Raw genomic sequence first — 12,684 nt, forward strand, 5'->3', positions numbered from 1 at the left:
ACAATGGTAAAAGCCTTTACCATTATTACAAATCATTACTAACAATAATCTTATCATTATGAACCATTTACAAACAGAATTAAAAGGAGCGCTTCAATTTGCTAAAGCAATTGAACAAACAAGAGACATTATGCTAACAGCACCATGGTATGTTTTTAGTCCTAATCCAGAACAAGAACTTGCCGCAGCACAAAAACAACTTAAACATCAAATAGCGGCCGCGTTAGATGAAGGTTTTGTCGTTCATGACGCGCTTCATCCTGAATTTAGGGTAATGAGTCAGCATAATCAGTATGGTTTATACAATCCTGACAATAAGTATTTTGCAGCGACCATTGCATCAGATGGTATTTATGTAATACGTGGTAAAAAGGGAACCAGTGCATCTCTTGAAATTCAGGTTGGTGCAGGAAATCCTGGTTATAATGAAAACTTGACAAGTCCTATTACCGTAGATCAAATTGATGGTGAAAAATTAAATCTCAGAAGTGATGATACTTTTGAAATAGTTATAAGCCGCAACAAACCTAAAGGAGCAGAAAATTGGTTGCAAAATTATAAAGATGAATATGAGGCAAATAGCGTGCTTATTAGAGAAAGTTTTATGGATTGGGAACAAGAAAAAGGGGGAACCTGGTACATTGAGCGTGTCGATACTGTCGGCCGACCTAATGCCAACCTTACTCCTACACTGATAAATGATCAATATGCACGAGCGTCGAAATACTTAATTAACGCTACCAAAGGTTGGGTGAAGTTTGTAGATCGTCTACGAGCGAATCTTGCCAGTAATATGTTAAGTCCACCGCGCCCCACGCAGGACGGCAGTGGTTTGCCGGGTCAATGGAATGCCGCTGGTTTTTTTGTAATGGCACCTGACGATGCAATCATGATCACCGTATCAAAATCGAACGCAAAATATCAATCCATTCAAATAGGTGATTTTTGGTTTAATGCACTTGATTTTTACCAACGACAAACCAGTTTAACGGCAGCGCAAGCACAGATAAATGACAATGATGAATATCGATTCATCATTAGTGCTAAAGACCCCGGTGTTGCAAATTGGCTAGACACATGTGGTACACAAAATGTATTTGTTTTTATGCGATGGCAAGGCTTGCCAAAAGGTGAAGAGCCGTCTGCAATTCACTCAAAAAAAGGCACATTAAGCGAAATACGGGAATGTCTTTCAGATGAACCTTTTTTTGGTCCGAAGAAAAGGAAAGCGCAGCTCGCTGCACGTAAACAATCGGCATTGACCAAACCCAGAGGGTTTTAGAAACGCATAAAGGCAAAGGATTGATTTGATTCTTTGCCTTTTTGCGGTTTTTAAGTTGATATTTTAAAAGAAGATGATTTCGCATAGTTAGATAAAATGAACTTTGTTCATGTCCCATTTTAAATTACCGGCCACATATGACATGTGGAATACAAATTATTCTTTTACAAATGCAGGTATAATGATTTCAGAGATTGCATCCATTATTTTATCATCTTCACCATCATGACCAGAAATAACGATGGTCAAATCAAGTTCTTCAACGACTATAACACGTTGTCCGCCACCTCCCCATGCAAATGCAGTATCATAACTTTTATCACCTACTTTCACACCTGTTTGATACCAAAAATAACCAGAGCGATAGTCTTTAGGCATCCAGTCTTGGGTAGGCTTCACTAGACCACTGGTAGCTTTGGTGAGATAGTCTGCAGAAATAAGCTGCTCACCATTTAATTGTCCTTTATTAAGCACCAAATTCCCCAATTTGATCATGTCGCGAGACAGGAAACTGGCACGCGATCCTGCATGTGGCAATCCACTAATATGTGTTGACCACTTATAATTTGTAATACCAAGTTTGTCAAGTAGCTCTGTTTTAATAAACGCCTCGGCTGTTCCGGGAACAACGGCATCAATAACCGTCATAACCATTATAGGATTAAAATTACCATACAAATATGTCTGAGAATCGTTCGTTATAGGCTTGCTTTGCTCAAGAAGCGTCTGCACCAGCCCTTGACCTTTTAATCGTACGGAGTCGTTCTCAAATTCTTTCCATGCCTCGCGATCTATAGTCAATCCCCCTTGCATGGTCAATGCTTTATGAAGTGTGATTTTTTCGGCGCCTTTGGTCATTTTTTTAGGATTAACATCTTTTAAAAAACTAATTAAAGGTTTGTTTAGGTCTTCCATCGATAGGTAACCCATTTCAATGGCTCTACCCAATATCAAACTGGTATACCCTTTCACTGCAGATGCTTGTCCGTGTGGTACGTTGATACGCCCCTTTTTATAATAAGATTCAAAAACCAATTTGTTTTTGTGTGAAATCAGTACGGCATCATAGCTCCCATATTTACCATCAAAAATCTCTTGAGAAAGGTTGAGAATTGCGGTTCGATGATTATTTTTCACCGCTAATGTATCAATTACTATTCCGTCTTTTCTATTGGCTGGAGTTGTCGTAACAAATGCATTGTTAAGGTGCGGAATATCCCAGAATGAGACCTTATAGTCATCGCTTACAACAGGACTCATCAATGATGACAGCCAAGCGATACTTTGTACAGCAATCATTGGAAAAGCGGTTTGATGATCACCTTCAATTACTTTATTTTGAATAGATACGCCTGAATTTGATCTAGTATCTAGTAAACTAATAAATTCATCAGTAGGTTCGGTCTTCTCTTTTTCTAAGGTGCCATAGGCAATAAATACGTTAGCATTCAATGTATTGTTCTTATTTGATTTGAAAGCCCCGACTTTAGTATTAATCTCAGTAAGGTAAGGCATAATGCCTTTGCTCAACGGACTACCAAGAATGTAATTATTAAAGGTATCGGGTTGCGTAAGTACTATATAGGCCCCAAATGCACCGCTTAGTGAGTAACCAAAATAGCTACGACTGTTTGTATCGGTGCGATAGTTGTTATCTACATATTGAATAACGTCATTACGAATAAATTCTAAGTGGTTTTTAGCTTCACCAAATTTTAATAAGGGATGATTTGGGTTGGATTTTTTCCAGAATGAATAATCGGTAAATCGGCTGGCGTGTGCTCCATATTGTTCCTTTAAATCTTCTGCGATATTCTTCTGCCACGAAATTCCAACTAGAATAACATCTTCAAGGATAAATTCTTGGGAAGCAGCTAATATTTCGAGATGCCACATAGCATCTGTATAATAAAGTACAGGATAGGTTTTATCAGTGTTCTCAGCATAATCTGCAGGCAATTCTATATAGAGTTCATAGTTTTTTTCTGTATTGCTATCTTTTATCGGTTTGACCTGAATCTGTGGCAATACCAAGGAAGTTCCTTTTCTATTTGATGTGAATTCTTCTACATTATTTTCTTGTGCAAAGCTTGTATTTATTGATAAAAGGATTATCAGTATTAAGAATTTAATTGCTCTCATAGTAATCGTCTTTTATTAATGATTGATATTAATATATTGTTAGTATTTCGTTTGTAGGTCATTTTATTCAAGATCGAAAAGGCCAGATTTAGAGAGCTGTCGAGCAATAACATTGAGTTGATTGCTTTCACGATCAGTATTGGCAGTGCCGAAATACGCTATAACCAAATCTTTAGAAGGAGATATATAAAGGCCTTGCCCTCCATGAGCACCTTTATAAAAATCGCCGTCTTCATAAACTGCGCCCCATAGATAACTGCTGTATATTGTTTCTTGCGTATGCCGTGATACCTTTTTAAGGTTTTGATTTACATTACGGATGTTAGCCAAATGAGCATCAGAAATTATGGGATGGTCGTTATTTCTACCACTAGGTGTATAAGCAAGGCCAAATCTAGCTAGGTCTCTTAACGTAGTTGACATACCATCGAGATATGAAAGCGTGGTTCCATTCGTATTGATTCCCAGTAAAGCACTATATTCCGCCCCTATCCTACTCCATATTTCCTGCTCCACGAATTTGCTGAAGGTCAAGCCGCTAATTTTTTCAACGAGTAGTGTTAATATGGCGGCATCAACATTAGAAAATTGGTACTTCGTTCCAGATGGGCTAACAGATTTCACAGTAGCTAAATCTTTAATTGGATCAAAACTTTCCAAATAAGTCGCCAATGGGCGATCAATTCCAGAACTCATGGAAAGTATATCTTTAAGCGGAACACCTTCCCAGCCTGATCCCTTGAGAGCATCGAAATAATGATCAATCGATTTGTCGGTATCTATTAAACCTCTATCTTCTAAAATAGCAATTGACGTACTCACAAAGACTTGGGTTATTAACATAGTAATATGCAAATCGGTTGGGAACATTCTAGGATAGCCTTCAAAGACAATTTTACCTTTATGAATGATAATTAATCCATTAACCTCTACTTGCTGCACATAGTCGTTTAATGAGAGTCCACCGCCTTTTTTTAATTCGGTTGTCGTTATAAAGTTTTTTACATCATCTCTTGGTGTTTCTTCAAGAACTCTTGGTGAATTTGACCTAAGTATACGTGAGTGTTTCTGAATTTGAGAGAAGTTGAGATAAAAATAACGTTCCAAATCACCGTATTCGGTCCAATTGCCACCTTCATAAATGCGCTGATGAAATCCATAAACTTCTTCTTTTGTAAATCCTGAATAATTATACGTTTCATACTTTGGACTTGCGGTGCTGATAATACTAGATTCATTATGTGGCTCATTTTTGCATGCAAGGAAAAGAACAACTAAAAGTAGTAGTCCTGTTTTGATTTTCATGATGGTTAGTATTTATAGACCGTAAGAAACGAGTTGTTATTATTGTATGAAATTATAGAATAACAGCTGTCTAATTCTTTAAATAGGATAAGCTTCGCAATTAAATGACAAAACGATTTCGTCATTGATATAAGGCTTTTGTAAGAAATTAAGACGATTTGTATTTGTAGATAGTATCTTTAGTAGCTATTAATAGTTTATGATTAAAAAGTCTTTACGGAATACCATACTCCTTAACACAGGAGCTTTTATATTGGTAGCCATACTAGAAATATTGGGCGGATGGATAGCCAGAGATAAATATGATAGCGATTATGCGTTTTACGTATGGCAATTAGGATTTGCAGTAAGTATTATGGCGGTTATTTGGATTAACCACTTTATACTAATTCCTTTTTTTTACGATAAGAAAAAGTATTTTTTATATGGGATGTTGCTTATAGGAACCATATTTCTAACATCTTACTTAAAAGGATATTCTCCAACAAGTTGGATAGGAGTCTATAAGATGTTCTTTTTTCTTATTTATACAACAGGAACCGGAATGGCTGCTTTCTTTCTGAGAAGAAGTATCTTATTTCGAAGAAAAAATGACGAGAAGGAAAAACTACAAAAAGAAATGGAGCTCACCTATTTAAAAGATCAGGTGAACCCACATTTTTTATTCAACTCCTTAAATAGTATTTATGCTTTAGCCAGACAACGGTCTTCAGAGACACCTGATATGGTTATGCAGCTTTCAGAACTCATGCGTTATCAGTTAGAGAGTGCTAAGAAAGACGCCGTTCTATTAAAAGAAGAGCTTGAGTTTGTAGAAAACTACTTATTACTTGAAGACAAAAGACTGAGTAAACGCTGTACTATTGAGTTCTCCATTGACGGTGAGGTAGCGGGCTTAAAGATCGCTCCCATGTTACTTATTCCCTTTGTAGAAAATGCCGTAAAGCATGGCGCCCATAGTACCAATGAGCAGAGCAGCATTGATATTTCTGTAGCTGTAGAAGGTACCACCCTTCATTTGACAGTAGATAATTCAACCCCCCCTTTAACTGCCGTATCAAAAAGAGAGGGAATGGGCCTTGGAAACGTAAAAAGGCGCTTAAAACTATTGTATCCAAATTCGTATTCTTTAGAAATTAATGATACCGAAAATGCATACCAAGTACATTTATTCATTGATGTATCGGTTTCACTATTAAAAAAAGCTGTAAATGATTAAAGTAGCTATTGTAGATGACGAAGTGCTAGCCCGTAAAGTGTTGGAAGACTACTGTTCCAAAATAGAAACTTTGGAAGTTGCAGTGAGTACTGGGAATCCGCTTGAATTTATCAATTTTATTCAGCAAGATACGGTAGATCTTATCTTTCTAGATATAGAAATGCCTGAGCTTAACGGCATGGAAGTGCTACGTTCTATGATCAATCCACCCAAAGTTATTTTGACCACGGCTTATTCTGACTACGCCTTGGAGAGTTATAACTACGGAGTGGTCGATTATTTGCTGAAACCTATAAAAATTGAGCGCTTTTTAAAAGCCATGAACAAAGTCTCAGCTTCAAAGATATCATCCACTAAAAAAGAGAGTGGCATTGAAGAACTGCAAATAAAACACGATGGGATGCCTGTGAATATTCCCTTTCAATCAATTCTATACATTCAGAGTTTTGGGAATTATTTGAAAATCTTCACAGATTCAAGAATGTATCTTATCTCCGAAACACTTATTAACATTACTACTTTACTATCTGATAATTTTCAACGCACACATAAATCATACATTACCAATTTGGACAGAGTTACAAAGGCAACCAGAACACATTTGTTTATTGAAAATATTAAAGTCCCTGTCAGTACCATGTATAAGGTTGTTGTTTTTAAAAAATTGGAAGTTATCAAAATCATTAAATAGTTAATTCCCATTACATACACATTCCCACTTCGCTTCTAACGTCGGTTAGGGCAAAGCATTTACCATTACATTTTTAGAGAAACTTCTGAGAATAAATTTTTAAGGAAACTGTAGTATGTCAGCACGCAGCCTCGCTCATTCGCTAAGATGATCTATCACGTAGTTGATAATCCTTTTTTTGAAATTCATGGTTTTATTTAGGCAAGCGGTTCTTTATGGTTGCTATTTGCCCCATATGGTTGGACGAATGTTCCATCACGTGGTACCAGATATAGTGGTAGTTTAATCCCTCTTCTAAATTCGATGAAAACCAGGCATCATCTTTGGTTTTGAGTCCATTTAAGGTTTTTTTACGGACTTCATCCCATAAATCCAGATAATACCCAATCGGCTTACCCTTAATTATGCTTTTTACTTTTTCATTAAGTTCGCCCGCCATACCCAATCTCGTTAGCTCATCGTCTGTCCATTCCCGCCCCTCCAAGGTGGCTATCCGGTAATATGATTCCGTAGACACCAAATGCATAATCAATGACCCTATGCTATTAGCATTTGCATCATATAAGAAATCAATTTGTGATTGGTCTAAGTCCTTAACTTGTTGGGTAATTCTGTCTTTTAGGTCTTCTAACATATAGACCATTAGACCAATCTGGGGCGAATAACCATCAATCGGTTCTAGTTTCCCTTGTGCGTTCAACAATATAATCGGCAATAAAAGCAGTAAAAGGCTGGTTTTTACTTTCAAGTATTTCATAATATCGTGTTCAAATTAATACATTGATAAGAAAAGATAGTCAAAACTACTATTTCCGGTGATTTAATTTTTTGCAAAGGGTTTCAAAACGCCTCAATAATAAAAAAGCTACCATCGTTTGGGAATTCAAATTTATCATAAGACCCATCCTTACGTTTAATACTCCCAATCTTCATTTTTAGATTCCAATTCCCTTTCCCAAACCTTGCTTTGCTTAATTGTAACTCTCTTGCTCTGGTTAATTTAAATCTATATCTAAAGTCCTCTCCATTTCTATCCATGCCATTTGGCCAAACTACATTAGAATTCCAGCCATTCATGTTCCACCATCTATCACTTTCTGGACTATCAGGAGCCGTGCCTGGAGCGTTTAAATACCACTCACCATTTTGTCCAGAAACATGGAGGTTTAGAGAATCTCCTACTTTTTCTGTTTCAATATGCATATCCAAAGTCCCATAACTACCCTCTGGCATGGTGTAACAAATCCAGACATAGTGCTCGTTTTGATATGTATATAAATCGACACCTTCAGAGATGGTTATAGGTTCAATACCTAGGGCTATGTAGTCATCGTATTTTCCGTCAACTAATGGTGCAGGTAAAGACTCATTTTGATTGTGTTTAGAATTGCAACCAGCCAATATACTAATTACTAATACTGAAAAAATTGTATACTTCATACGCTACTTTCTTTATAATTATCTTAATGCACTTAATGAAATGTGTATTGTTTAATATTTTACCCTATGTAAACCACCAAAGAGCTGCAAAAATTAGCAATCTTTTCTATTAATTATGTTTATAGAAAAGTTAAAACCTCGAAATAGGCACTGGTAGCCATTCATTTTTTTATGGCACTTCACTGTTTTAGTCAATATTTTATAGCTCAAAAAATGAGGCTGTTTAATTTGTTATTACCTTAAGATAAAATGAAGTTCATAAAAATTTGATGCGTTAAAAATGCCACCATTATATAATAGAAAACAAAGATTTCCTTCATTTTTCTATCTAGATATAATACACTAATAATTACGGCTTGTATCATTAATAGTTTAAGGTTTTCCCGCTGTAACACAGTCCAGGAAGATAAAAAGTAAGGTAAAATTCTGGCAAGTGTAGGGCCTAATAAGGTGATGCCAGTTCCTATCATATATAGCATATGTAACTGTGGGTGCTTTCTATTGAATATGGCCAGGCTGTAGCATATGATAAGAATTAGTGTTTCTCCAACAGGAATAATTGCAAACCTTCCATATTCAGAAAATAACGTATTGCTAATAAGTATAACTGCTGTTATAACAAAAATTGGAAAAACTACATATGATAGTCTACCTATAATTCGGTGATTATTCATCATTCCTTTTTTAATGAACCATGGTTGTGCAATGAGCATAATTATCCAAATTAGCCCAGCAATAGTGTGGATATGGGTTACTGTTGCAATAGTATCCGGAAATGAAGGGAGGTACTTAAAATAGGATTCGAAAAAAGCAATAAAAGTTATTGGTAATAATATGACCATAAAAGCTCCAACGTTTTTATACTTTCTTTCCATAAGACACTACTAAAGCTTATCCGTTGTTTTTACACCAACCACAATACGTTCTATAATTTCCTTTGCCGTGGTAAGGGTTGATAAATCAGGATTAATAATTCCATTTTGGCCGGATTGATGCCCATGCCCGATCAAATTCATTAAGTAATAGTTGTTACCATCTTGCATATCGATAGCTGACTGAAAAACAATCGATGGCTGTCCTAATTGCCCAGTACCATTATGAAAGGTGTCGTCATCTGGAAAATCATATTCAGAATAGTATTCGTTATCATCAAACGCGACATTAAGTTCAATTTTTAGTTGAAACTTTTGCATTGGCTTAATTGAAGTTTTTAATTTAAAATTATCTACCAATGTGGCGCCAGTAATAGCATCTGGCAATGGATTATTACTGGGTGGTACGTAAAATCCGTCTTTATATTTAACATGCCTTTTATGAGACCAAACAGGTAATGCGTTAACACGACGGTAGTCTCCAGCATTATTCTTATTCTCATCAAACGATTTAAAATTAGCTTTACTCCTACCACCAAAAAACAAACCTTTTGCAGTGGCTTTTGATACAAAAAGTGTTTCGATGTAATTCTCATTCATATCTTCGATCCATACGGCCATTTGAGGATGCCAATAGTGTTCTGCTCGTAAGACGTCGATTGTTAATTGAATGGTATTCGAGGTATTCATTTCTAAAAACTCGTAGGTGGCGTGATTAAGTTCATTTTTAGAAGAAGACTTCTGTTTAGCGCCAAAATTCATTAATGTATTAAACGGTGTGATTTGATACATGGCACCCAAGAAAAAAAGAGTACTGAGTATAATTATAGCTATAAACGGCTTGCCATTCGCATAGTTTTTTATAGACCGAAAGTTATTCTTAAAATGAAACAGAACACCAAAAGAAAACAACATACCAAAAACAGTGTGAATCGTTGCTACAGACCTCGAATAGTTATTAAAATAGGATAGTATTCCAGTTATCAATAGAATACCAAAACTTACCCCTATCGATAGGCTAATGATTTTTCTGAATGTCATTATAGAAGTTCAAATAGAAAGCGCAGTCTAGCGCAATAAAACGAGACCGCGCCAAAATTTACTTATAGGAATTTTTTGAGGGTAGTGATTCTATGATCTAAATACGCTATTTGCTTGGCCTTGTTTTTTGGTAATGAAAGTGTTGCCAAGGTAACATCGGTTTTGTTAGAAACTTCCTGTTCAATTAATTTAATTTCTCTAATAATAATCTGTAAGCTTTCGTCATCAGTTGTACCTATGATATCGTGAATATCATAGGCTCTTGGATCAAATTTTATAGTGTTCGATTTTTCCATACCAGCTTTTAAACTAATAAGGTTTGTTCTTAGGTTAGAAATCACCTTGGCTTCTCCAAACTTTGTTTTTACTCCCCTACAACTCGATGGCAAGCATCCTGAAGTAGCTTTATTTTGTTTCAAAGAATCTACTTCACAACTAACTTCGTTACTGGCACGGGAGGTATTTGCATCAACGCTGGACTGAGTAGACTGAGCGTTGGTAATTGAAATAAATAGCATAGTTGCAATAAAAAAAAGTAATGATCTTGTCTTTTTAAAATTTAAAGTCATCGTAATAGGTTTAAAAAATTATTCACCTAGTAAGACGAAACTCTTAAAAAAATGATGCAAAAAATATTAGCAGCAATCCGTATTGTTGGTATAACAAAGAATACTTCCTCTTCCCCCTTTCTCAACTTGACAACATTGAGCAAATAACGCTCTTAGTTTTGACCTACCTCGTTGAATCTTGGAACGTACAGTAACATAGTTTATGTTCAATTTCTCAGATATTTCTTTTTGCGAGATACCATCAATTTCGTGGAGCTCTAGTAGTTGAGCATAATCCTGAGGTAATTCCTTAATAAAAGGTTTAACACATTGACTCAATTCAAAAATAATTGCAGTATTGTCTGATGTTTCGGTAACAAACTCTTTTTCTAGATTTCTAATTTCTAGTTTCTTTTTTCTGTAATAATCAATTATAATGTTCCTAGTAATTGCAAATAACCAATGTTTAAAATTTTTGACACCGCTTAAATCAGATTGCGATAACTTTAAGAATACATCCTGTGTTAGATCTTCGGCATCTAAGCTATTTTTAACACGTTTATTGATGTAGCCAAATAGAGGTTTATAGTAGCTTTGAATGTTGTCTTTCATATACCTTAAAATTAAAAGAATACTTCTAACTAAATATAGACGCAGTGAATTAAAAATGATGCATAAAACTACTTTAAAAGATGTTTCAAAACAGTTGCCGTCAAATTAATTTATTGCTTTTTCTGTCCTTTTTCAAAATACTATGATAAGTGGATTCGTTTCCTCCATCTATAATGCTATCATTGATTGGTGAATTGAAGTATATTAAAAGAACTCCAATTATATTTAGGGAAACCCCTAAACTATTCATAATTAACTCAATATTAAACCTTTATTTGAGCTTTTGAAATTGGAAATGTGCATTTGAATCAATTCCCTCGTTGACCAGCCAACCACCTTTGATAATCAGCCTTACCTCTGGAAAAATCGGTAGCATTGTTGTAAAAATGATGTGAACCATCATTGGCCTCTACATTTAGTACGTAATAAAGATTATCAGTCTTTGCGGGATTTAACGCTGCTTCAATTGCAGTACTGCTGGGAGAACTGATTGGACCAGGAGGCAATCCACGTATCTTTCTAGTATTGTAGGGGTGTTCTACTTCAACATCACTTTTGTGTATGATACCATCCCAACGGCCAAGTAATTTGGCAATGTATACATTAGTTGCATCAATGCCCAATGGAATTCCTCGCTCAAGACGGTTGTAAATTACAGAAGCAACCAAATCACGTTCGGAGTCTATTTTGGTCTCATTTTCAATAAGACTTGCAATGGTGATAATTTCTTGTTTAGTCCTCCCCTTTTCTAGCGCCAAACGATCCCATTCTGGTCGCCAAACTGATTTAAATTGTTGCACCATTTTGGCAATTACATCCTTAGGATGCGTACCAAACTCAAACTCATAGGTCGTTGGATAGAGATAGCCTTCTAGATTTTTTGCTTTAGAATCAATATCCTCGATTAGGCTAGTATCGTCCATCAATTTCAAAACTTCTTTTTCAGTCAACGATGGTGCTACTGGAAACTCCTTTACAATGCGTTTGGCAATCTCAAAACGTGTCCAACCTTCAGGAATAGTAAGTGTTTTTGTACGTTTTTTCCCGTTTTTAAGTTGATTAATCACCTCTATGGGACTGATCGGCGAAGGAAATTTGTAATCACCCGCTTCCATCTTAGCATCCATATTAAAGAAGCGCACATATAGCTTGGTTGCCAACGGTGCTTGGAGTACATTATTCTTTTCCAATGTTTGGAGAATGCTATTCGAAGATGAGCCTTGTTCAATTACAATGTATCTCTCAGCATTACTATGGCTTACCGGGCTATGTAAAGCATTATATACCCAAAAAGCAAATACTCCAGTAATTAAGATGACCAATATAAAAATCATCATAATAGGTCGAAATGAATTGCCTAGTTTCATGTCTTTCAATTATTGTTTTTATTGAATTTTGGCAACGGGATTCTATACCAAATGTTGCGGCTCTTAAGTTAGTGGTTAAAATAAACTTTTTCTAAATCCCTATTTTAAAAACGTTGTCAAAATCGCATTTCTTGTTAAATGTAATTAGTCTCAAGAGTAATTACA

General features: G+C 35.6%; 12 protein-coding genes. 3 read left to right on the top strand and 9 right to left on the bottom strand.

Annotated elements, in window-relative coordinates:
- Positions 1–58 precede the first annotated feature (58 nt).
- On the top strand, positions 59–1,282 hold the full coding sequence (locus GWK10_RS05005) for a hypothetical protein (protein ID WP_164029828.1): 1,224 nt from the start codon (positions 59–61) through the stop codon (positions 1,280–1,282).
- A gap of 156 nt (positions 1,283–1,438) precedes the next feature.
- Here the strand turns inward: GWK10_RS05005 and GWK10_RS05010 are convergent, their stop codons facing one another.
- Positions 1,439–3,424, bottom strand: a complete 1,986-nt coding sequence (locus GWK10_RS05010) for an alpha/beta hydrolase-fold protein (RefSeq protein ID WP_164029829.1) — start codon at positions 3,422–3,424, stop codon at positions 1,439–1,441.
- Between the two features lie 63 nt (positions 3,425–3,487).
- The gene (locus GWK10_RS05015; RefSeq protein ID WP_164029830.1) at positions 3,488–4,729 is read right to left on the bottom strand and encodes a serine hydrolase domain-containing protein; all 1,242 of its coding nucleotides are present in this window, start codon (positions 4,727–4,729) and stop codon (positions 3,488–3,490) included.
- Between the two features lie 199 nt (positions 4,730–4,928).
- On the opposite strand from GWK10_RS05015, the gene GWK10_RS05020 reads away from it, so the two are divergent.
- Both GWK10_RS05020 and GWK10_RS05025 read left to right on the top strand, forming a co-directional pair.
- Positions 4,929–5,948 (top strand): sensor histidine kinase, encoded by a 1,020-nt coding sequence (locus GWK10_RS05020; protein WP_164029831.1) that lies wholly within the window; start codon positions 4,929–4,931, stop codon positions 5,946–5,948.
- Positions 5,941–6,639 (top strand): LytR/AlgR family response regulator transcription factor, encoded by a 699-nt coding sequence (locus GWK10_RS05025; RefSeq protein WP_164029832.1) that lies wholly within the window; start codon positions 5,941–5,943, stop codon positions 6,637–6,639. Before GWK10_RS05020 ends, GWK10_RS05025 begins: the two co-directional genes overlap by 8 nt.
- Before the next feature lie 193 nt (positions 6,640–6,832).
- On the opposite strand, the gene GWK10_RS05030 is transcribed toward GWK10_RS05025, so the two are convergent.
- From GWK10_RS05030 to mltG, 7 genes are all read right to left on the bottom strand, one after another.
- Complete coding sequence (locus GWK10_RS05030; RefSeq protein ID WP_164029833.1) at positions 6,833–7,396, bottom strand: DinB family protein; 564 nt, start codon at positions 7,394–7,396, stop codon at positions 6,833–6,835.
- 83 nt (positions 7,397–7,479) lie between these two features.
- Positions 7,480–8,079 (bottom strand): hypothetical protein, encoded by a 600-nt coding sequence (locus GWK10_RS05035; RefSeq protein ID WP_164029834.1) that lies wholly within the window; start codon positions 8,077–8,079, stop codon positions 7,480–7,482.
- 239 nt (positions 8,080–8,318) lie between these two features.
- Positions 8,319–8,954, bottom strand: a complete 636-nt coding sequence (locus GWK10_RS05040; RefSeq protein ID WP_164029835.1) for a hypothetical protein — start codon at positions 8,952–8,954, stop codon at positions 8,319–8,321.
- Between the two features lie 9 nt (positions 8,955–8,963).
- Complete coding sequence (locus GWK10_RS05045) at positions 8,964–9,992, bottom strand: hypothetical protein (protein WP_164029836.1); 1,029 nt, start codon at positions 9,990–9,992, stop codon at positions 8,964–8,966.
- A 62-nt stretch (positions 9,993–10,054) separates the two neighbouring features.
- Positions 10,055–10,561, bottom strand: a complete 507-nt coding sequence (locus tag GWK10_RS05050; protein WP_164029837.1) for a hypothetical protein — start codon at positions 10,559–10,561, stop codon at positions 10,055–10,057.
- 66 nt (positions 10,562–10,627) lie between these two features.
- The gene (locus GWK10_RS05055; RefSeq protein ID WP_164029838.1) at positions 10,628–11,152 is read right to left on the bottom strand and encodes a sigma-70 family RNA polymerase sigma factor; all 525 of its coding nucleotides are present in this window, start codon (positions 11,150–11,152) and stop codon (positions 10,628–10,630) included.
- 308 nt (positions 11,153–11,460) lie between these two features.
- Positions 11,461–12,519 (bottom strand): endolytic transglycosylase MltG, encoded by a 1,059-nt coding sequence (gene mltG, locus GWK10_RS05060; protein WP_164029839.1) that lies wholly within the window; start codon positions 12,517–12,519, stop codon positions 11,461–11,463.
- Between the last annotated feature and the right edge of the window lie 165 nt (positions 12,520–12,684).

It is taken from the genome of Spongiivirga citrea, from assembly GCF_010671565.1.
Taxonomy (GTDB): Bacteria; Bacteroidota; Bacteroidia; order Flavobacteriales; family Flavobacteriaceae; genus Spongiivirga; species Spongiivirga citrea.

What these genes read in the sequence shown, in the direction of transcription:
- GWK10_RS05025 (WP_164029832.1), top strand. Translation starts at nt 5,941, where the DNA reads ATGATTAAAGTAGCTATTGTAGATGACGAAGTGCTAGCCCGTAAAGTG.
- GWK10_RS05030 (WP_164029833.1), bottom strand. Translation starts at nt 7,396, where the DNA reads ATGAAATACTTGAAAGTAAAAACCAGCCTTTTACTGCTTTTATTGCCG.
- GWK10_RS05020 (WP_164029831.1), top strand. Translation starts at nt 4,929, where the DNA reads ATGATTAAAAAGTCTTTACGGAATACCATACTCCTTAACACAGGAGCT.
- GWK10_RS05055 (WP_164029838.1), bottom strand. Translation starts at nt 11,152, where the DNA reads ATGAAAGACAACATTCAAAGCTACTATAAACCTCTATTTGGCTACATC.
- GWK10_RS05010 (WP_164029829.1), bottom strand. Translation starts at nt 3,424, where the DNA reads ATGAGAGCAATTAAATTCTTAATACTGATAATCCTTTTATCAATAAAT.
- GWK10_RS05035 (WP_164029834.1), bottom strand. Translation starts at nt 8,079, where the DNA reads ATGAAGTATACAATTTTTTCAGTATTAGTAATTAGTATATTGGCTGGT.
- GWK10_RS05050 (WP_164029837.1), bottom strand. Translation starts at nt 10,561, where the DNA reads ATGACTTTAAATTTTAAAAAGACAAGATCATTACTTTTTTTTATTGCA.
- GWK10_RS05015 (WP_164029830.1), bottom strand. Translation starts at nt 4,729, where the DNA reads ATGAAAATCAAAACAGGACTACTACTTTTAGTTGTTCTTTTCCTTGCA.
- GWK10_RS05005 (WP_164029828.1), top strand. Translation starts at nt 59, where the DNA reads ATGAACCATTTACAAACAGAATTAAAAGGAGCGCTTCAATTTGCTAAA.
- mltG (WP_164029839.1), bottom strand. Translation starts at nt 12,519, where the DNA reads ATGAAACTAGGCAATTCATTTCGACCTATTATGATGATTTTTATATTG.
- GWK10_RS05040 (WP_164029835.1), bottom strand. Translation starts at nt 8,954, where the DNA reads ATGGAAAGAAAGTATAAAAACGTTGGAGCTTTTATGGTCATATTATTA.
- GWK10_RS05045 (WP_164029836.1), bottom strand. Translation starts at nt 9,992, where the DNA reads ATGACATTCAGAAAAATCATTAGCCTATCGATAGGGGTAAGTTTTGGT.